Annotated in this window: 19 protein-coding genes; 13 read left to right on the top strand and 6 right to left on the bottom strand. The window is 36.4% G+C overall.

Annotated elements, in window-relative coordinates; all coding sequences use genetic code 11:
• Window positions 1-352 precede the first annotated feature (352 nt).
• The 4 genes from BK585_RS10160 to BK585_RS10175 all read left to right on the top strand — a co-directional run bounded on the left by BK585_RS10160 (window position 353) and on the right by BK585_RS10175 (window position 3,698).
• Window positions 353-1,480: a conserved virulence factor C family protein gene (locus BK585_RS10160; protein ID WP_078553339.1), complete on the top strand. Its 1,128-nt coding sequence runs from the start codon at window positions 353-355 to the stop codon at window positions 1,478-1,480.
• Between the two features lie 64 nt (window positions 1,481-1,544).
• Window positions 1,545-1,757 carry a hypothetical protein gene (locus BK585_RS10165; protein ID WP_078553340.1) on the top strand — a complete coding sequence of 71 codons (213 nt, stop codon included), beginning with the start codon at window positions 1,545-1,547 and terminating at the stop codon, window positions 1,755-1,757.
• Between the two features lie 17 nt (window positions 1,758-1,774).
• The gene (locus BK585_RS10170; RefSeq protein ID WP_078553341.1) at window positions 1,775-2,254 is read left to right on the top strand and encodes a PH domain-containing protein; all 480 of its coding nucleotides are present in this window, start codon (window positions 1,775-1,777) and stop codon (window positions 2,252-2,254) included.
• Window positions 2,247-3,698, top strand: a complete 1,452-nt coding sequence (locus tag BK585_RS10175; RefSeq protein WP_078553342.1) for a PH domain-containing protein — start codon at window positions 2,247-2,249, stop codon at window positions 3,696-3,698. Before BK585_RS10170 ends, BK585_RS10175 begins: the two co-directional genes overlap by 8 nt.
• Before the next feature lie 86 nt (window positions 3,699-3,784).
• Here the strand turns inward: BK585_RS10175 and BK585_RS10180 are convergent, their stop codons facing one another.
• The gene (locus tag BK585_RS10180) at window positions 3,785-4,540 is read right to left on the bottom strand and encodes a DUF2777 family protein (RefSeq protein ID WP_078553343.1); all 756 of its coding nucleotides are present in this window, start codon (window positions 4,538-4,540) and stop codon (window positions 3,785-3,787) included.
• 313 nt (window positions 4,541-4,853) lie between these two features.
• Between BK585_RS10180 and BK585_RS10185 the strand changes: the two genes are divergently transcribed.
• Window positions 4,854-5,438, top strand: coding sequence for a guanylate kinase (locus BK585_RS10185; RefSeq protein WP_078553344.1), 585 nt, complete (start codon window positions 4,854-4,856; stop codon window positions 5,436-5,438).
• Window positions 5,439-5,648: 210 nt separating this feature from the next.
• Here BK585_RS10185 and BK585_RS10190 read toward each other — a convergent pair whose 3' ends face one another.
• On the bottom strand, window positions 5,649-6,566 hold the full coding sequence (locus BK585_RS10190) for a hypothetical protein (protein ID WP_078553345.1): 918 nt from the start codon (window positions 6,564-6,566) through the stop codon (window positions 5,649-5,651).
• Between the two features lie 29 nt (window positions 6,567-6,595).
• Window positions 6,596-7,591: a toxic anion resistance protein gene (locus BK585_RS10195; RefSeq protein WP_078553346.1), complete on the bottom strand. Its 996-nt coding sequence runs from the start codon at window positions 7,589-7,591 to the stop codon at window positions 6,596-6,598.
• A gap of 185 nt (window positions 7,592-7,776) precedes the next feature.
• Here BK585_RS10195 and BK585_RS10200 point away from each other — a divergent pair, with 185 nt between their 5' ends.
• From BK585_RS10200 to BK585_RS10215, 4 genes are all read left to right on the top strand, one after another.
• Window positions 7,777-8,559 (top strand): NRDE family protein, encoded by a 783-nt coding sequence (locus tag BK585_RS10200; protein ID WP_078553347.1) that lies wholly within the window; start codon window positions 7,777-7,779, stop codon window positions 8,557-8,559.
• A gap of 1 nt (window position 8,560) precedes the next feature.
• Window positions 8,561-8,791 (top strand): YqkE family protein, encoded by a 231-nt coding sequence (locus BK585_RS10205; RefSeq protein ID WP_245805813.1) that lies wholly within the window; start codon window positions 8,561-8,563, stop codon window positions 8,789-8,791.
• 404 nt (window positions 8,792-9,195) lie between these two features.
• On the top strand, window positions 9,196-13,788 hold the full coding sequence (gene gltB / locus BK585_RS10210) for a glutamate synthase large subunit (protein WP_078553349.1): 4,593 nt from the start codon (window positions 9,196-9,198) through the stop codon (window positions 13,786-13,788).
• 242 nt (window positions 13,789-14,030) lie between these two features.
• The gene (locus tag BK585_RS10215) at window positions 14,031-15,518 is read left to right on the top strand and encodes a glutamate synthase subunit beta (RefSeq protein WP_078553350.1); all 1,488 of its coding nucleotides are present in this window, start codon (window positions 14,031-14,033) and stop codon (window positions 15,516-15,518) included.
• A 91-nt stretch (window positions 15,519-15,609) separates the two neighbouring features.
• Here the strand turns inward: BK585_RS10215 and BK585_RS10220 are convergent, their stop codons facing one another.
• Window positions 15,610-16,905, bottom strand: coding sequence for a hypothetical protein (locus BK585_RS10220; RefSeq protein ID WP_078553351.1), 1,296 nt, complete (start codon window positions 16,903-16,905; stop codon window positions 15,610-15,612).
• A gap of 647 nt (window positions 16,906-17,552) precedes the next feature.
• Between BK585_RS10220 and BK585_RS10225 the strand changes: the two genes are divergently transcribed.
• From BK585_RS10225 to hepT, 3 genes are all read left to right on the top strand, one after another.
• The gene (locus BK585_RS10225; protein WP_078553352.1) at window positions 17,553-18,176 is read left to right on the top strand and encodes a YpjP family protein; all 624 of its coding nucleotides are present in this window, start codon (window positions 17,553-17,555) and stop codon (window positions 18,174-18,176) included.
• 78 nt (window positions 18,177-18,254) lie between these two features.
• Window positions 18,255-18,659, top strand: a complete 405-nt coding sequence (gene mntA, locus BK585_RS10230; RefSeq protein WP_078553353.1) for a type VII toxin-antitoxin system MntA family adenylyltransferase antitoxin — start codon at window positions 18,255-18,257, stop codon at window positions 18,657-18,659.
• Window positions 18,649-19,056 (top strand): type VII toxin-antitoxin system HepT family RNase toxin, encoded by a 408-nt coding sequence (hepT, locus tag BK585_RS10235; protein ID WP_078553354.1) that lies wholly within the window; start codon window positions 18,649-18,651, stop codon window positions 19,054-19,056. The genes mntA and hepT overlap by 11 nt, the downstream gene beginning before the upstream one ends.
• Before the next feature lie 222 nt (window positions 19,057-19,278).
• Here the strand turns inward: hepT and BK585_RS10240 are convergent, their stop codons facing one another.
• Together BK585_RS10240 and BK585_RS10245 are read right to left on the bottom strand one after the other, a co-directional pair.
• Window positions 19,279-19,746, bottom strand: a complete 468-nt coding sequence (locus BK585_RS10240) for a VanZ family protein (RefSeq protein ID WP_170885532.1) — start codon at window positions 19,744-19,746, stop codon at window positions 19,279-19,281.
• A gap of 204 nt (window positions 19,747-19,950) precedes the next feature.
• A complete protein-coding gene (locus tag BK585_RS10245) occupies window positions 19,951-20,403 on the bottom strand; it encodes a DinB family protein (RefSeq protein ID WP_078553356.1) in 453 nt (150 codons plus the stop codon).
• 271 nt (window positions 20,404-20,674) lie between these two features.
• Here BK585_RS10245 and BK585_RS10250 point away from each other — a divergent pair, with 271 nt between their 5' ends.
• Entirely contained in the window at window positions 20,675-21,268 is a 594-nt protein-coding gene (locus BK585_RS10250; RefSeq protein WP_078553357.1) for a hypothetical protein, read from the top strand.
• Window positions 21,269-21,348 lie beyond the last annotated feature (80 nt).

A 21,348-nucleotide genomic window follows, 5' to 3' on the forward strand; every position in this document is an offset into this window, starting at 1 on the left:
TTATTGGTAACGGATGAGGAGGATCCGTACCCGTTGAAACCTGAATAGTCCATTGTCGGTAATCGATTTTTAGAACCGTTACCTTTGAAAGTTTATTTTGCTCATTGTCGGAAAAGGATGAGGGAGAACCGTGCCCGCTGAAAGCTATTTTGCCTAGTAGCGGTAACCGATGTCGTAGTTCCATTCCCCTATCAACCTCATTTGCGAATTGCGTGGTAACGGATGGCCATCCGTATAGTATTTCCCTTATACTATACCAAATCAGAGGGAATGATGTAAGCAGAAGAGTGGTGTGCCTTCAGACTGGTATGGTACGATAAGCGAAGTAGATGATGAATGAAAGGAGATTTTTATGAAAATCAAAACGATTGAACCAACACCAAGCCCAAATACAATGAAATTAATCCTAGATGAAAACCTTCCTCAAGGGACTCGCAATAACTATACAAAAGACAATAAAGAAGAGGCACCAAGCTACATTCAGCAATTGTTCGGGATAGAAGGCATTAAGGGAGTTTATCATGTTGCGGACTTCTTAGCTCTTGAACGAAATGCAAAGGTCGATTGGAAAGTCATCCTTCCGCAAGTTCGAGAGGTTTTTGGTGAAGCAAGCAGTGTGGACAATTTCCAACATCAACAGCAAGACAATGCCTTTGGAGAAGTAAAAGTATTTTTTCAAATGTTCAAAGGAATCCCAATGCAAATTAAAGTGTCAGATGGTGAAAGAGAAGAGCGAATTGGTCTTCCAGACTATTTCAAAGAAGCTACCTTTAAAGTACAACAAGCTGATGACAACGTAGTATTAGAACGTAAATGGGTAGAACAAGACATTCGCTACGGAGATGTACAGGAAGTGGGTCGTGAAGTAGCTGAAGAAATTACAGCTGCATATAGCAAGGAAAGAATAGAAGCACTTGTCAATGAGGTTGTAGGTTCTTCATCTCAACAAAAGACACTTAATCCAGTATTTCAAAAAATCACATTTGAGATGCTAGAAGATCCGGATTGGAAAAAGCGTTATGCTGCGCTTGACAGAATTGATCCATCAGAAGACGATATTCCTGTGTTAGCAAAAGCGTTAGAAGACGAGAAAGCTTCAATTCGTCGTCTCGCAACGGTATACTTAGGGATGATTGAAACTCTTAATGTGTTACCTTACTTATATCAAGCACTTCAAGACAATTCTGTTACGGTTCGACGTACAGCTGGTGATTGTCTTTCCGACATTGGGAACTCTGACGCGATTCCTGTAATGATTGAAGCGTTAAAGGATCCGAATAAACTTGTACGTTGGAGAGCTGCGATGTTTTTATATGAAGTTGGAGATGAAGCGGCATTAGACGCGTTAAAGGAAGCAGAGAATGACCCGGAGTTTGAGGTTAGTATGCAAATTAAAATGGCCATTGAACGAATTGAAACAGGCGAAGAAGCTAAAGGTTCGGTTTGGAAACAAATGACTGAAGCGCGTAAAGACAAATAAATCAATAAATTACAATGACATCCTACAGACAATTGAGATAAAATTGTAAGAGGAGGTGAGTTAAGTGGATAAAGAGCAAATTTTAGCCGTATTAAAAGAAAAGGGCTTAACAGATATTATTGAATTGATTGAAGATGCTGAAGCTGGTCACTTAACAGAGTTAGAGCTCGTTGAAAGGCTAGGGCTTGTTCATGGTGAAGAATTAAATAAAGACGTTTTATCTTTGCTACAAGAGCTAGGTGTTGAAATTATATATGTGGCTGAAGATGACGAATAGAAAGGGAGAGAAGTGTAGTGCGTCCTGCTCCTTCAGAACAGATTTCAAAGAAAGCACTCCCGGTGTGGAGAATTAAAGCAAGTATCGATGCGTTATTTTTCGCTCTATTTCCGATTGGGTATGGGGTTGTGCTTTATTTTTTCTCATTACCTGTATGGATACTTTGGGTACTAATTATAGGCTTTATCATTCAAAGCATCATTAATATTGTTGTGATTCCTCAAGTTCGCTGGAAACGTTGGCGCTACAATGTTCATGAACATGAAATTGATTTGCAACGTGGTGTATTTGTCATTCGTCGCACATTGGTTCCGATGATCCGGGTCCAACATGTTGATACAGAACATGGTCCGATATTACGAAAATATGGACTCGCAACAGTGACCATTTCCACAGCAGCAACAGTTCATCGGATTCCGGCCCTTACATTTGAAAAGGCTGATGAACTTCGTGATATCATTTCATCCTTAGCAATGGTGGCTAACGAAGATGAATGAATGGAAGAGATTACATAGTGCAACGATAGTATTGTCTTTTTTATCAACGTTTAAAGGATTTATCTTTCCAATTATTATTAGTGTTTTCATTGGTGGATTCCGAACGACTTCGATTTTTAATATATACACGATAGCTGGTGTGTCCTTATTGTTTTCATTTCTTTATGGCCTATTTTATTGGCTTACGTTTCGTTACACTCTATACGAAGGAGAGTTAACAACGAAAAAGGGGATTTTTGTAAAAAAGACACGCTACATACGGCAAGAACGAGTCCAAAGCATTGATGTTACTGCAGGTGTCCTGCAGCGGATTTTTGGGTTAGTTAAAGTGAAAATTGAGACAGCGGGAGGAGGGGCAGAACCTGAACTTGAACTGCTGGCTGTTACAAAAAAAGAAGCCGCTGAATTACGAGAGGCATTATTACAACGAACATCTAATGAACTAGAAAATGATGAAGTCGAGCAAATTGAAGAAAAGAAATCCGAAAAAACAACGTGGAAGCTTCCGTTTTCAGACCTTGTAATTGCTGCAGCCACCTCAAGTAGTGTTGGGATTGTGTTATCTGCTTTACTAGCCATCTTTTCACAGATAGAAGTACTTATCCCAGAAACACTGTACAATCGATCGGTGGAATATATCTTTGATACATCTGTTTTCTATTTAATTCTATCCTTAGCGTTTTTATTTGTATTGGCTTGGTTGATATCAATTGGATTGATGGTCATTAAATACGCTAATTTTACAATTACGAAAGAAGACAATGATATTATCATTGAACGTGGCTTACTAGAAAAGAGACAATTGACGTTAAATGTGAATCGGATTACAGCTGTCCGTATTGTTAGTAGCCCACTGAGACAACCTTTTGGATTCCGAACCATTTTCGTCGAAAGCAAAGGTGGAGGTTCAAGTGACGAACAATTTTCAACAGTCCTTATCCCTTTGTTGCATCAAAAACAACTAAGGTCGGTCATGCAACACCTTATTCCTACATACGACGTATCCCTGGATATCAATCCAATTCCAAAGAGAGCAGCTCTACGGTATTTATTACGAATCGGTTTACTTCCAACGATTATCATATCAGTGTTGACTTATTTTACCTCCTTTGGTAAATATGGATTTTTTCTGCTTCCGTTAGTAATTGGGTTAGGGTATTGGCAATACAAAGACGCGGGTGTTGGATATGATCAACAATCGATTTACTTCCGTTTTCGCTCAATCAACCAAACGTTGGTTATCGTTCATAAAAAACGAATTGAAGCCGCTGATGTTCACCAATCGGTTATTCAACGTTATCGGAGACTTGCGTCGATTGATATTTCGGTGTTATCAAGCATTATTGGAAAAACATTTTCAGTTGTCGATGTAAGTGAGAAGGAAAGTAAAGCATTCTTACAATGGTATACGTATGAAAAAAAAGAGAGCAATAAAACTAGCTAAACCATTTGCAATGGTTTCACTCGCCATAAAGCCCGTTGTGAGAAACACTCACAACGGGCTTTACACATGGTGGTTTTTCCACATACTTATCTGTCTCTTGAAAATTCGTTGGTATACATAATAATAGAACGCTTACCAGACTCTGTTGTAAATTCAAAGCGGTCATAAATAACATCTTGATGGGCATTGACGACTTTTCGTTCATAGTGGTGTTGTACACTAACAACTTGTTCCTTTGTTTGATATGTAATAAAGTTTACTCCCACTATCGCTAAGCTTTCTTGGAGCGGATGATTTGTAAAAGAATTATGGCAATAAACGATATTATCATGAGTCAGTTCAAACGTTCCAAGTGCTTTTTCAAGTGTATCAAGTGCCGGTTTTTCAAGTTCTTGAAGTAATAAAGAATAAGGATGATTATTACTGGTTTTGACAACAGCTTCTTTAAGTGGTTCGGATTGAACTGAATTTAAGTACGATTTTAATTCGTCAATTCCAGTAACGTTACTGGGCTGTTTCTTGTTACAGTTTTCAATTTCTTTTTCAATCGCTTTTACCAAAGAATCTTGGTAGGACTGACAAGGTGTTTTTGTTAATTTTTCAATTTTACCTGAGTGGATTTCAATTACATCTCCATCTTGATAGACTGGGGGTGTAAGCTTGAATTCTAACGAACTTGTTTGAGCTGGTAGCTGTTTCACACCAACGATTTTAACTAGTCCTCTCCAAGGCTTTCTAGGCTGAACAATGACATCTACTAACTCTGCATAATAAACACCTGATTGGTGTTCTTGAACAATAATCTGTTTTCCGATCAGTGATTGTGCTTCTTTTCGGTCCATGAAAACCCTCTCTTTTACTCTAGTAATGTATAGTCATCTCTAATTTGTCTAACATAATTTTTTTCTTTCTGTTAATACTATTATAGTCATTTCTACTATTTTTCCGCAAGTACCTGAAACTGGATATTCTCCAAAAAGTTTTCTGAATCTTTTATTGTTTTACATCGAAATAAAAGAGGGTGCCTTAAAAAGCAGGAGATCTGACTAGTCATGACGAATTGTTAGAGTAACTGGAATACATCCGAAGAGCTCCAGGACTTTACTTTTTCACCAACACTATATTTTGTATGAAATTAGGGGAGGCGTTTTTTACATGTATGATTTAAAAGAAAAGGAAATGATTTTTGTGTTTACGGGTCCAGATGGCTCAGGTCGGAAAACAGTTGCTCGATTAGTTGGCGACACATTACATATGCAAGGAGTTATCTCTTCTACAACAAGAGCAAAGCGCTCGTATGAAACAGAAGATGTTGATTACCATTATTTATCGAGAGAAGACTTTATGAAAGCTGAAGAAAACAATGAGTTTATTGAAAAAGTTGAAATAAATGGTCATTTATATGGGATTAAGGAATCGGAAGTAGCTGAAAAGTTTGAGAAAAACGGCTGTATTTATTTAGTATCTAATAAAGAAGGTGCGGATATTCTTAAAGGGCTTTATGGGGATAAGGTCATTCGTTTATTTTTGTATGCTGACCGCGATACGGTAATCCAGCGTCAAAGAGAACGTGGTGACGCAGAAGATGTCATTGATGCTCATATGAGTCACTATGATGAAGAATTAGAATATAAAACCGAATGTGAACATGCATTTGAAAATTATGAGCTAGCTCATACCGTTTTTGAAGTGACAAATAAAATAGAAAAATATTTAACTGGTGTTTTAAAAGCTAAATAACAAAAAAAGCTTGTTCGTTTGTCTATATAGGTAGACAAACGGCAAGCTTTTTTGATTAGGTAAGATTAAGATAGAAATTTATGTGGTTAGACAGAAAAGAGCAAGGGCTTCGCACACTGCGCGTGTTTTACAAGAAAGGCACTTGTAAAACTCTTTAAAAAAGGCAGTGGCTACGCTCCTTGCTTCTAAAAAAGCGACTTTGTCGCTTTTTTATTTATTTGTATACCGTATTTCGTTTAACTTTAGTAGGTGGTTCATTCGTTCGATTCTATTTTTTTCCAATATTTCTGTTAATCGAATAATTGTCAATTCCATTTTTGATAATGCGATAAAAATGTTTTCCTTTTGTTGTAGTTGGTTTTCCTTCGACAAGGATAGATACGTGTGAAGTAAGTTAGGGATATCCTCACGAAACATTCGTTTGACTGTATACCGATCTTCAATATCGAGTAATTCAAACTGCGGAATCAGTTTATCAGTATGCTTAAAGATTTGATTTAAACGATTTTCAAGTATTGGGTCAAGTGTAATCGAATTTTTGTGTTGCAAAAACCGCTTTGTTTCCATAAGAAGAAGCTTGACTTCTTCATTTTTTTTCAAATCCACTTCTCGAGAAGATGAAGTGGGTGGAACTGGAGAAAGTGGAGCTTTATTATGGGTGACAAGCTGCCCTAGTAGTGCATCGTCTAGCATGTCAATTTTATAAAATATCGCTTGCATATAGGGAGACTTACGCACATTACGGACATACGTACGTCGGTTTTGAATGTAATGAACTGTTGAATCCACACATTTTCCTACTCCATCAACAGCTTTAAAATATTTGCGGAAGCATTCAATATAAATCCGTTTTTTGACGGGTGCATGACTTTGATGTAAATCCTGCATTTGCACTAAGATTTTTTTCTTTTTTATTTTAATCGTTATTTTAAAGTTAATCGATTTTTTATTAATGGTTCGATTCGATTGATATTTGCTAGATTGTTCAATCAACTTATCTAGTATTCTTTCTGTTTCTTGAATTAACTGAAGAGACGCGGGCTCTGATAAAATGTCATCATCAACAGTGCGCATGCGGTCGGGCAGAAAGCTTTGGAGCCATGGCATGTCAATAAAATCTTTGAACATTGATAAGACTCTCCTTTGTGAGAGGTGGATTATTGACCAATTAGTTTTGTTTTCATTTGTTTATTTAAGTCATCCATCTCAGCAATAAATTTCTTTCCACTCGCAATAATACGTTCATTCGATTGTTCTGTTAATTGTATCGCAGAAAACACATCATCATACGCTTTTTTAAACGTATCAATGGCAATTGCTGGTTCTTCCAATGTTTTTAACGTTTGTTCTGTATTTTCTTTTAGCAATTGAGCATTTGACAACAACATCGATTCGGTAGCTTGGTTTACGTTTTGGACTGCGTTAATGACCTTGCGTTGATTTCCAAGCGCTAACTGTATCGATGCCGTTACTGTAATGATGTTTTTGGTCATGGTAATTGCGTTGAATATCGCTTCTTTTAGCTTATCGTTATTTTCAATAATAATATCAACAGAGGCAATCGATTGCTGTAGCACCATAATCGCCTGGGACATGTTTTTAACTCGGGAGATGACTTTTTGTTGACCTTTTTGAAGTGCATTAATGTTGTCTTTATTGTCCTCATTCGTCAACTCTTCTTCTAACATAGAATTCAATTGTTTTCCTGTGTCAATTTGTCCCTCTAAGCCTACAATTCGCTCTCTTGCGACAACACGAAGTTGTTCAAGCATAATCGTATCTTCTTGTAGTTTATCTTTGCCACTCAACAAACCTTCAATAATCTGGTCAACTTGGGCTTCAACGGTCTGGTATTTCTTCGCAAACTGTTCAATAGGGCTACGACGAAATAATTTGTTCATCATCTTTTGCCAAGAATTCTCTTGTAGATAGGAAGGTTCTAGCTCAGAAACAATTTCTTTAAGCTGATGAAGTTGGGTAGGGAGCTGATTATCCTGCTGTGCCATCATTTCTTTAACGGGTCTTTTTAACGCTTCTAGCGATTCTCCAGCTTCCTTTTGTTCTTTTTCTCCAAGACCACCAAGTGTCTCTAAAATTTTATCTATATCTTTATTGTCCTTGTACTCGGTGATTAGCTTTGTGTATTCACTCATTTTTTTCTCCTCCAACGGTTCAGATTCTCATACTTATATGTACGTTTATTTCTTGTGTCCGTTTCATATGTTGTTATGGTACAAATTATACCAATGTTCACTCTCCATAGACAAGTTATCCTTTATGTCTTACGATGCATTCCGTGATAAAATAAAGCGAGTCCTACAGAAATAAGGTGAATAGTATGTGTTTAATCAACTTTTCGTTTGAGAGGCATCCTACATATCAATTGGTGGTGGCGGCAAATCGTGATGAATTTTATGATAGAGCTACTGCACCAGCAGCATATTGGAATGACGCTCCTCACATCCTAGCAGGAAAAGATTTAGTGTCACATGGGACATGGCTTGGGGTGACGAAGAAAGGTCGCTTTGCGGCTTTAACAAACTACCGAGACCAAGTCACAATAGAAAATCCAAAATCACGTGGGAAGCTAGTCTCTAATTTTTTGAACTCTTCCTTCAGTGCCAAAGAGTATGGCATTCTTATAGAAGAAACGAAAACACAATATCAAGGATTTAATCTACTTTTATGGGATGGTCGGGAGTTTTTTTATCATTCCAATCGAAGTGAAAAGTTTCAAAAGCTCATTCCCGGAACTTACAGTTTCAGTAATGCGTTATTACATTCAGATTGGCCAAAGGTGAGAAAAGGAAAAACCCTACTTGAAACGTGTAATGAAAAAACAGGTGATGACCTTTTTGAATGCTTACTTGGTGGATTATCAGACCATGTCGTGGCAGAAGACCATTTACTTCCTGACACAGGGGTTGGCATTGAGATGGAACGCTGGCTATCTTCAATGTTTATCAATAAAGGAAATTATGGTACTCGGTCCTCAACAATTATTACCTTCGATTATGAAGGAAAGGTTCATTTTTTTGAGAGAACTTATAATTTTTACGGTAAAAAGAAGAACGATGTCGATTATACGCTTAGGATACATAACAAGAAAAGGGGAATTTAGAGTGAAAAAGCATAAAAAAGAGAACGATCAAAATTGGGAAATCAGGGGTAGAATTTCAGAAGATGTATTAGCAAAACTGAAAAAAACAGCAGAAGTAATGAAAAAACAAGAAGCTGAAACAGCGGAACAACAGAGATTACAACGAATTGAAGAACGGAAAGAAAAAGAAAAAAACAAATCGTTTGAAGAGTTATTGGAAGAAAGTGATCTTGATTGGCAAAAATACAAATAAAAACAGAAAAAGTGAAGCGTGCGGATTAATTCATTCCGCGCGCTTTTTTCATCTCATTTTTGGATTGTAGAAAAAATTTATACATGTATCATCAAAATAATGTGTAAAAATCAGTGGATATTTCGTGAAAGTATGATAAATAAAGCGCTTGTCATATATTTCTTGTAACCGTTATTTGCATAAAACTACATAAAAACTTATAAATATGAGTTAATTATATTTACTAAATATTATAAAAACCTTTGAAGAAAGCGTTTGCAACCATATTTCCTTAAAGTTTCTGTTTGCCGTAATGTCAGAATAATGATATTATCATGTATATTAGATTAATCGCAAAAATATATTAGTTTAATCTCATATGTTGGCGGATTTAATTAACTTTTGTGGGGAGAGGTTGATGCTTGATGAAATTGCATGGCTTACCAAATAAGCAAGGCCTATACGATCCTCAGTTTGAACATGACAACTGTGGAATTGGCTTTTTAGCACATATTAAAGGGGAAAAATCACACAAAATCGTTCAAGATGCTTTGCATACGTTACGTAACCTCGAACACCGTGGTGGTCAAGGGGATGAAGTGAATACAGGTGATGGGGCTGGAATTTTAGTGCAAATTCCTCATCGTTTCTTTACGTCTGCCTGTACTATTTCAGGTATTGAACTGCCAGAGGCAGGTAAATACGGTGTAGGTATGATCTTTTTGCCTCAAGATGAAAAGACTAGATTACAAGCTGAAAAACAAATTGAAACGATTATTAACGAAGAAGGGCAAGCGGTCCTTGGCTGGCGTACAGTTCCAGTCGACCATTCGATGCTTGGTGCAGCAGCTTTAAAAGCAATGCCTTATATTCGACAAATATTTGTTAGTCGTGACCAGAGCCTTGCTCATGACCAAGACTTTGAAAGAAAATTATATGTGATACGTAAACGTGCTGAAAATGAAATTGGTTCAAGTATTGTAGATAATCATTCTTTTTACTTTACCAGCTTTTCAAGCAAGACAATTGTATATAAAGGTATGTTAACGACTGAACAGGTTAACCAATTTTACTTAGACTTAAACGAGCCTACATTTGAAACAGCGTTAGCGTTAGTGCATTCTCGTTTTAGTACAAATACATTCCCAAGTTGGGAAAGAGCACATCCAAATCGTTTTATGATTCACAACGGAGAAATTAATACGGTAAAAGGTAATGTTAACTGGATGAACGCTCGTGAGGCTATGTTTGCTTCACCATTATTTGGCGCGGATATGACCAAAATCCGTCCAATCGTTGACCAAAACGGAAGTGACTCATCTATGTTTGACAATACCCTTGAGTTTTTAACGCTTTCAGGCCGAACGATGGCTCATGCTGCAATGATGATGATTCCAGAACCTTGGCAAAATGACAAGGACATGAATCCTGAGAAAAAAGCATTCTATCAATATCATAGTACATTAATGGAACCTTGGGATGGACCTACTGCTATTGTGTTTACAAATGGAGACCAAATTGCAGCTACGCTTGACCGTAATGGTTTACGACCTTCTCGTTACTACGTCACTAAGGATGACTACATTATTATGTCGTCTGAAGTAGGGGTAATTGATATTGCTCCAGAAAACGTAGCATATAAAGACCGTCTTCGTCCTGGTCAAATGCTATTAGTTGATACTGTGACAGGTCGCATCGTTCCAGATGAAGAAATTAAACAACAAATTGCTTCCGAAGAACCGTATCAAGAATGGGTTAAAGAACACATGCTTGAACTTGACCAAGTATTAGAAACTTCTAATGTTGAAAATACAAATTTAGAAAAATTACTTTCTCGCCAATTAGCATTTGGTTATACGTATGAGGAAGTTTCAAAAATGTTAATCCCGATGGTATCATCTGGTGTTGATCCAATTGGTTCAATGGGGTATGATTCACCACTTGCTGTGTTATCGAAAAAACCACAGCTCCTATATAATTATTTCAAGCAACAGTTTGCTCAAGTTACGAATCCACCAATTGATGCGATTCGTGAAGAAATTGTAACGGCAACAGAAACAACGATTGGTGCGGAAGGAAACCTTTTACAACCAACACCAGAAAGCTGCCGTCACATTCAATTAAAATACCCTGTCATTACAAACGAAGAATTAGCAAAGCTTCGGAACAATAAATTAGAAGGCTTCCAATCTAAAACACTACCTATTCTTTTCGCAGTGAAAGAAGGAGTTCAAGGATTAAAGCCAGCACTTGATCATTTGTTTGCAAAAGCAGATGAGGCAATTGCAGAAGGAACAACATTACTTGTTTTAACGGATAGAGGCATGGATGAGCAAAGTGCAGCAATTCCTTCATTATTAGCAGTTGCTGGATTACATCATCACTTAATGCGTCAAGGAACAAGAACAAAAGTAAGCATTATCCTTGAGTCAGGCGAACCACGTGAAGTTCATCACTTTGCTGTTTTACTTGGGTACGGGGTTGAGGCCATTAACCCGTATCTTGCATTTGATACTGTCGATGAGCTTATCCAAGGCGGATTACTTGATAACATTTCTTATGTTCAAGCCGTGTCAACATTTATTAAAGGGGTAACAAAAGGCGTGATGAAGGTTCTATCTAAGATGGGAATTTCAACAATCCAAAGTTACCGTGGAGCTCAAATTTTCGAAGCGGTTGGTATCTCTGAAGAAGTAATTAATGAGTATTTCACTTGGACGACATCTCGTATCGGTGGAGTAACGCTAGAGATGATTGCCAAAGAAACGTTACTACGTCATGAAGGAGCTTTTTCTGACCAAGAAAGTGGAGATAAGACATTAGAACCAGGTGATGACTTACAATGGAGACGTAATGGTGAACCTCACCAATACAACCCACACACAATTCATTTGCTTCAACATGCTTGTCGTAAAGGGGACTATAGTCTCTTTAAGAAATATTCAAAAGCGCTTGATGAGCAAACAAAAGAACAAACAAGTTTACGTGGCTTATTAGCTTTTACCGATAAAGTAACTCCAGTTCCTCTTGAAGAAGTTGAATCTGTAGAGTCCATCGTAAAACGCTTTAAGACGGGTGCGATGTCATTTGGTTCAATTAGTGCAGAAGCTCATGAATCCTTAGCGATTGCAATGAACCGCATTGGTGGTAAGAGCAACACAGGTGAAGGTGGAGAAAACCCTGCTCGGTTCACACCTGATTCAAATGGAGATTCACGCCGAAGCTCGATAAAACAGGTAGCATCAGGTCGTTTTGGTGTGACAAGTCACTATCTAGTAAACTCTGATGAAATTCAAATCAAAGTAGCACAAGGAGCAAAGCCTGGTGAAGGTGGACAGCTTCCTGGTAATAAAGTATATCCATGGGTGGCAGAAGTACGTGGTTCAACACCTGGTGTTGGTCTAATCTCACCTCCTCCACATCATGATATTTACTCGATTGAAGATTTAGCAGAATTAATTCATGATTTGAAAAATGCGAACCCAACCGCAAAAATCAGCGTAAAGCTTGTTTCTGGTACAGGGGTTGGAACAATTGCAGCAGGTGTTGCTAAAGGTCGAGCAGACCATGTTATCATCAGTGGGTATGACGGTGGTACAGGTGCAGCAGCAAGAACTAGTATTAAACACACAGGTTTACCATGGGAGTTAGGCCTAGCTGAAACTCATCAAACCCTAGTGTTAAATAACTTACGTAACCGTATTTCAGTAGAAACAGACGGGAAGTTAATGACAGGTCGCGACGTTGTGATGGCTGCATTATTAGGAGCTGAGGAATTTGCTTTCTCAACGGCCCCACTAGTCGTGTTAGGTTGTGTAATCATGCGTGTTTGTCACCTTGATACATGCCCTGTAGGAATTGCGACACAAAATCCTGAATTACGTAAAAAGTATATGGGTACTCCTGATCATGTTGTGAACTTTATGTACTTTATCGCAGAAGAAATGCGTGAATATATGGCTCAGCTAGGATTCCGCACAATCGATGAAATGGTTGGTCGTACTGACGTCCTGAAGCAAAATGAGGATGTTGAAAACTGGAAAGCACAAACAATCGATTTAAGCAGTCTTTTATTCCAACCAACACAAGACCGTAGCAAAAACTTTAAATCAATGGAGCAAGACCATCAATTAGAGCAATCGTTAGATTATACAACTCTTCTTGACCTTGCCAAGCCAGCTCTTGAAGATAAAACCCCAGTACGTGCGACAATAGCTGTGAAAAACACGGACCGTGTCTCTGGAACAATTGTTGGAAGTGAAGTAAGTAAACGTTACGGAGCAGAGGGATTACCTGAAGATACGATTACATTTGACTTTAAAGGCTCAGCCGGACAAAGTTTTGGTGCCTTCGTTCCAAAAGGAATGACATTAACCCTTGAAGGAGACGCCAACGACTATTTAGCAAAAGGATTATCAGGTGGTAAGATTATCGTATATCCTCCTGCGACATCGTCTTTCAAAGCAGAAGAGAATGTGATTATCGGAAACACGACATTCTACGGTGCAACTGCGGGTCAAGCCTTTATTGCTGGAGTAGCGGGTGAACGTTTCTGTGTACGTAACAGTGGAGTTCATGTTGTCGTGGAAGGTGTCGGTGACCATGGTTGTGAATACATGACGGGTGGACGCGTCGTCAACTTAGGCACAACAGGGAAAAACTTTGCAGCCGGTATGTCAGGTGGTATTGCTTACGTTCTTGATGAAAAGAGAGATTTCGCGAAATCTTGTAACCAAGAAATGGTTCAACTTGAGTCATTAACAGATGCTAAAGAAATTGCCTATGTGAAAAGTTTAATCGAAAAACATGTTGAGTATACAAACAGTACACGTGGAAGCGAAGTACTTGAAAACTGGAATGAGACTCTACCGAAATTTGTCAAAGTTATTCCAAGAGACTATAAGAGAATGCTAGAAGCAATTGACCGCGTAAAAGCAGAAGGTCTAGCTGAACAAGAAGCCATTATGGTCGCATTCAACGAAAACAAAAACGACAAATCAAGAGTAACAGGAAAGTAGTAGCCAAACTCAGCGCTTTTCTGAGTTTGGCAAAGTAACAGAGGCGCTTTTGCTCTGTTACCAATAACTTCTTCGAATAAGGTGTACTTCCGAGTTTGGCAAAGTAAAAGTGGTGTTCTTCCACTTTTATCAATGAGTTTGGCATAAATATAGAGAAATAGAGGTGGGTTTCCCCACCTCTACCATAGTGGAGACAGACAGTGTCTACATCATGAAAATAGTGAGTTTAGGAGTGAGGAAGCATGGGGAAACCAACAGGATTTATGGAGTATGAACGTGTAAATGCTCCTAAGCGTGATCCGTTCGAACGTACAAAAAATTGGAAAGAGTTTCAACTATTATTACCAGAGCAAGAATTACAAAAACAAGGTGCACGTTGTATGGACTGTGGTGTGCCATTCTGTCAAACGGGTACAACGATGGACGGTTCTGGTGAAATGGGATGCCCAGTTTATAACTTAATTCCAGAATGGAATGATTTAATTTACCGTAATAAATGGAAGGAAGCGTTAGCGCGTCTTCATAAAACAAATAACTTTCCTGAGTTTACAGGTCGTGTATGCCCAGCTCCATGTGAAGGTTCTTGTACAGTAGCACTTGACGGTGATGCAGTTACGATTAAAAACATCGAGTACAGCATCGTAGAACGTGGCTTCCAGGAAGGTTGGATTGTTCCAAATCCACCTAAGAAACGTACTGGTAAAAAAGTAGCAATCGTAGGATCAGGACCAGCTGGATTAGCAGCGGCTGCTCAATTAAATAAAGCAGGTCATTTCGTAACGGTGTATGAGCGAGCAGACCGTATCGGTGGACTATTAACATATGGTATTCCAGATGTTAAACTAGCGTATCAAACGATCAAGCGCCGTCTTGATATTTTAGAAGCAGAAGGGATTACATTTGTTACGAACACAGAAATCGGAAAAGACATTCCAGTTTCAAAACTTCATGAAGATTTCGATGCGGTTATTCTTTGTACAGGCGCTACGAAACCTCGTGAGGTAGAAGTAGAAGGTCGTGAATTAAAAGGCATTCACTTTGCGATGGAGTTTTTACACCAAAATACAAAAAGTTTACTAGATTCTAACCACGAAGACGGAAACTATATTTCAGCTGAAGGAAAAGAAGTAGTTGTTATTGGTGGAGGAGACACTGGAGTAGACTGTATTACAACATCTGTTCGTCACGGAGCTAAGAGCATCACTCAGTTTGACATTAACCGTGAGCGTGGAGCAGAAAGAAGCGATAACAACCCATGGCCATTATTCCCAATCGTTCATCACCATGAAGATGGTCATAAAGAAGCAATGGCCGTGTTTGGAAAAGATCCTCGTGCTTACCAAGTTATGACAACAAAATTTGTTGGAGATGAGGAAGGGAATGTAAAAGAGGTTCATACTGTTGCAGTAGAAACTAGCTTTGATGCAAAAGGAAACAAAGTTCGTACTGTCATTCCTGGAACTGAGCAAGTATGGCCAGCGCAACTCGTATTCCTAGCTGTTGGATTTACAGGACCAGAACAAGAAATCATTCGTCAACTTGAATTACAAACCGATAATCGCTCTAACATTAAAGCCGAGTATGGTAAATATGAAACGAGCGTTAAAGGAGTATTTGCTGCAGGAGACAACCGTCGTGGTCAAAGCTTAATCGTATGGGCTATCCATGAAGGTCGTGAAGCAGCAAGAGAATGTGATAAATATTTAATGGGAAGTACATTATTGCCATAAATAAAAACAGACTGAGAGAGGTGAATCACCTTTCTCAGTCTTTATTTTTTTTGTTTTGAAAACATGAAAATACTACCTCATTCTATACATACTATCGGATATCAGACCAATTAATATTAGAGGGTAATTCACTGTTTTTTTGAAAAAGTGTTGTGGCCTGTGAGTTTCGGAGATGTATTACATATTGAAAATAATCGGTTGTGACACTATCACCATTTTTGAGGATAAGTCTCTTTTTATCAAAGGGTGAATTGTTTCCATTTAGTTTATACATAACAGCTGTATGGTCTTTGTTGATGGTAGTAAAATGCTTTTGGTTATAATTTGTTTTAAAGGAGAAACCTTTTTCATTCTTTCCCGTAACATCTAAAACAAACGAATCTTCATACGTTATTACAATAGATGTCACTTTATTTTTCAATGGGGGATATTCATTAATCATGTGAGCAAGACGATAGTCATCTTTTGAAAATTCATAATCTCTATATTTTTGTTGATGAATGTGCACACTTCCAAATTGACCATAATAGTTGGCAAATTGGTTTAGATTAAAGAGAGCTTTAAAATTGCGATATTTCTTTTTTTCTCTTTGTATAAAAAACTTCTTTTGATCTTTTTCATAATATTCATAGTAAAGCTGGGTTCCGTGATATAAATTAGAAAGAGTGAAAGAATACGAGAAATAATCTTCACCTAATTTATTTTCATAAATGTCACGATTATCTTGTAAATCTTGATACAATTCATCAATAAAACGGATTTCTTCTTCTGAAAAAGAACGTTTGGATTGTTGTTTTGCATATTGTGTTAATCTTAATATGATTGGACCAAATTCCTGATGAGGATGTTGCGATACTAATGATGATAAATAGAAAAAAGCAATGTAATCATATTCAATATCTATTCCTTTAAATCTGATTTGGTTTTCAAGAGTATATGCTTGATTGTAGTCATACACTTTCTTTATGAATTCATAATCTTCATTTGAATATAAAAACGTCCCCTCTAAAAACGAAAATAAATGATTAATAATGCTTTCATTACCTGTATCAAGGTAAATGTTAACTAATTCAGTAAATGAATAAGGCCATTCAGCAAGGTAAATGAGTTGTTCGGAATTTTGATGTAAATAGGTTAATAATTTTAACCTTACATCATTGTTCAACTGAGTTCCGTGGTACTCTCCTGAAAGAAAGATTTGAGATTGAATAAGGTCATTTTTTAATAAAGACAATCCATTATAATCATGATAGTGGCCAAGGGTTAATGGAGAAGAGTAGTCATCTAAGTACTTTAGTATTTTTTTGTTTTCTATATGCAATAGTGATTGCAGCACTAGGAATACCACAAAGATACAAATTGCAAAAATAGGTGAATATTTCTTCAATCCACTTCCCCCTTTATAGGTGAAAGAGCTCATATCACGTGGACTGAGCTCTTTTTCTTTACTATTACTTATTAATGTTGACTTGAATACAAAAATTGCATTTTGTTTGATTCTTAATATTATTAACGGTCAAGCTTGTACCACTTGCAGCTGCAGCGAAGGCCATAAGTTGTCTTGTTGCAGCAAGCCCTCCGTTAATCGACAATAATTGTTTTTCATCCATACTAACAAAGCTGATAACAATTCCTCCAAATTTTATATTATATTATATTATGAAATTCATAATACAATAAAATTATAATATAAGTGACATTTCAGGACACCGCCCTATTTGTTCGGTAATCTGCCATTTTATTTCGGAGGCTACACGTAATGGTTGTATAGAAACAAAGTAAATACTTTTATTATATTATTCTTGTAGACGGAATATTGAGTAGGGTTTGAAACTAAAAACGAAATCAAATTAAAGAACTGGTTCAATAATTTATATTTTAATTGAAACCACTATCCCTTAACTTACGTATAACTGTTATATAGTTTTTTAGACATAAACCATAATTTTTTAGTATTTTGTTACTAGTTTGTAATGGTAATGTAAGTGATTTCATGAGAGAATGGAATAAATAAATTAAAGGAGAGAACCGTATATGTATTTATGGCTCAAACGGGCGACTTTAGTCACAACTGCAATTGTTACGTTAGGGTTAACAATGCCAGTTGGGATCACAAAAGCGCATGAAACCGACCATAGTCCAGCATCGAAGTCTGAACTTCCTGATAAACCTAAAAAAATACAACTTCAGCAAAGCTACGGATACATTGATCCTGCTTTTGATGAAGGTCTCACATATAAAGATGTCTTTAAAACAGATGCCTTTTTACAAGAAACAATTCAACATGCCTATTTGCAAGGACTTTTGAAATTTGGACCAAAAATTTCAGAGCGAATTGCGAGTGATTACGAGGAATCGATTTTACCTAAGTTTTATGATGTGATTGAAAACATAACTCAAGACGTCGACCCCGAAGATTTACATTTTATTAAAGTGTCGAACACACCAGCAGGAGGCAACGGGGAGAAAATTATGCACGTGTATGATGAGAGAGATGGAAATGACATCGTTCGATTTCATGTTCGTCGTGAAAACCCACCTCGTCAAGGCTATTGGTTTGATTTTCACTATCATATGAAAGACGATAACTTTGAAGAGCATTACAATCTCGGAAAAATATACTGGGACAAAAATACACCGCCATTATGGCAAGCATAAAAGGAACTGCGAAATCGGCAGTTTCTTTTTTTTACTTAGTATACTTGTTATAATAAAAGAAAAATGGAGGGGTAAAAATTGAATGATAAAGAAAAAGAATTAGTAATCACTCATTTAATCGAAAAAGTGTCTCCATTTTTAATTGTTTTATTTGGCTCAACGGCTAACGGCTATACACATAGAGAAAGTGATATTGATATTGCTTTTTTAACCGATAAAAAAATGGATAAATATCAGCTATTTATGATAGCTCAAGAACTGGCTTCTGTGTTAAATCAAGATGTAGATTTAATCGATTTACATGCTGCGAACACAGTGTTTCAAGCAGAAATTGTACATACGGGAAAAGTAATTTATTGTACGGATGAACATAAAAAAGCCCTCTTTGAAATGAAAGTATTGAAGATGTATGCCAAGTTAAATGAAGAACGTGCACCTATCTTAAAAAGAATTGAAGAAAGCGGGTCTGTCTATGAAAAGTGAAGTCATTTTAAATAAAGTTAGTATTATTGAAAGATGTTTAAAACGAATTCACGAGGAATATGAAGATAACCCGTCGAATTTAATTAATTTCACCAAGCAGGATTCCATCGTTTTAAATCTTCAGCGTGCTTGTGAAGCAAGTATTGACTTGGCGATGCATATAGTAGCTCAGGAAAAGCTAGGCCTTCCTCAAAAAAGTAGAGATGCTTTTTCTATTTTAGAGGAGAATGGAATTCTATCCGTTTCACTTTCTACTAAGATGAAAGCAATGGTTGGGTTTAGAAATATTGCAGTTCATGCCTACCAAGACATTAATTTAGAAATTTTACAAAAAATACTTGAGAATCATCTAGGAGATTTCACGGAGTATACAAAAACCATTCTCTTGAAACTATAATGTTGTATTTATTCTTAAAATTATATTGAACTAGCCTGAGTTAGAACAGGCTTTAATGAAGAGGAGCTAGAATAGGTAGATAGAGCCCTTGTCAACCAATAAAGGTTAAATCAAAGGCTCAAAAGCCGATACCTCAGTTATCAAGCTTTACATCAGGAAAAGCAAAATTGTTTATTCGAAATCGTAGGTCAATAGTGTTAGGGTCAGAGGGTAACTCCCCTCTTACTTTATTTTTCCTCTCTTCAGAAAATGATTAACGCAAATAAAAACACCATATCCGATTGCAATGCTACTTACATTTAATATAACATCATCAATATCGGAACTACGACCAATGAAAGCCTGTATAACTTCAATGGTAGTAACAAAAATAAATCCTAATGTTATTACTATTTTAAAAGACCTTAGATTCTTCCAAATTAAAGGTAATAAAAAACCCATCGGAAAAAATAACAATAAATTTGCTAGTATATTCAACTTTGATACAGAGTCCCAATTGCTAACTGCATCGTTAGTTATATATAAGTAGTGAAATAAAGATGCAAATGGTATTAAATTTACTGTTGAAAGGTCATTACTAAAATGCATATCAAAAATAATCTCCCCAGTAAAACTATCAATACCAAACACCCAATTAGGCAGTATCGTTTGAGAAAATAATCCTATTATATAAGCTACAAAAATAGACATTATTATCTCTCTTCTCCAAACTATATTAATCTTTTTTACCATGATGATTATTAGTCTTATCAAGATGTAGAAAACCCACCCAATCACCATGAAATTTATCATTTCTTTTAAGTATACTAATATTAAGCTCATCTATTAGAGATTATCCTTCCTTTATATGTATCAAAACCTAAGAAATTTGCTTAATCACAACATGAAAAAATGCTATCTATCTCGTAATTTGTCATGGATTTGATTTATATGATGCTCATCGTGCTTTACGAATATTTTTATAAAACTTTCTCCTGAGAACTTTCTTTTCTTGCCGCCAATAGTAAATCTAACATCTTTGTTGATCTCTGCTAATTTTTCAATAAGGGTTTTCCTCGTTTGTACAAAACGCTCAATAACAGTTTCAACTGAAAGGTCTGCAATATAAGACATTGCCTCCTCGTTATGTTGGTCATGATCTGGAAAAGGTACTAAGTCAGCTTCTTCAACCATATATGGTACCATTTTTTCAAGATTGAATTTATCCCAATAATAAAGGTGTCCCACAACTTCTATAATTGACCACTTTCCTTCTTTCATCGGCTCAGTTAGTATTCCTTCTGGTATTTCTTTTAATTCCAAAATAGTAGCAACCATATTTTCATATTGACGTAATGTTTTATTCAATTAACTCCACCTCACCTTTTCTAATATCCCTATTCTTATAATATCACAAATTAAAACTAGAAAGGAACATTCGTTCTTAATCTATGAGGGGAGAATATCCAAATAAATGTAAAAATATATTGTGAATTATGAATGGTTGTCTTATAGTTTATTAGAAATATTATCCAAGGGAATAATTTGTTAATAAGTAACTCGTTAACAAATTATCTTATCCTTTCTTACACTCTTTGTGTGAAGTCAAAGATAATACCTGTTGTAGAAGGAGGGTTTTATGGTTATTTCAATTCGTAGCATTAAAGCGTTAAGTGCATGTAAAGTCGGTATTTATCTTTCTATCATTTTGTCGGGAGTGGCTTTATTTGGAGCTTATGTTGACCCCAGTGAGGTTCGAAATTTTTCCAATGTGCTTCCTGTCTTACTTACATTTCCTATTTTTTTTGGATTGAGTGGATGTATTGGTGCTTTATGCTATAACCTTTGTAGTACACGTTTTGGAAGACTAGAAGTAAAAGTTAATGAAACAACCAATAGGGGGGAAGACAGTATGAAAAATATTGAAATTACAGAGGTTAAAATCATAAGCGCGTTTAAGTCGGTTATTTATTTTTCTATCATTCCATCGTTTTTTTATATTTTAGGAGGTTTGGTTGTTCTAATAGGTGGTATCATAGGTGCGTTTCCAATAGTAGCGGGTATTCCATTACTATTTATCGGCATTTTTTTCTCGCTGATTACAGGCTTGATTGGAATGTTAGTTGCATTTATTTATAATACACTATCAAAATTCTTTGGTGGGTTAAAGGTACAAATTATAAGTAATGAAACTTCAGAAGATGAAAAAAACCAATATGTAATAAATGGATAAGTCACTGTAATTTTATATCATATTTTATCAAGGGGTTTAGAATAAAATCTAAACCTCTTTTATTACGTTGTGTTCATCCT

The sequence above is a fragment of the Bacillus alkalicellulosilyticus genome (assembly GCF_002019795.1).
Taxonomy (GTDB): domain Bacteria; phylum Bacillota; class Bacilli; order Bacillales; family Bacillaceae_F; genus Bacillus_AO; species Bacillus_AO alkalicellulosilyticum.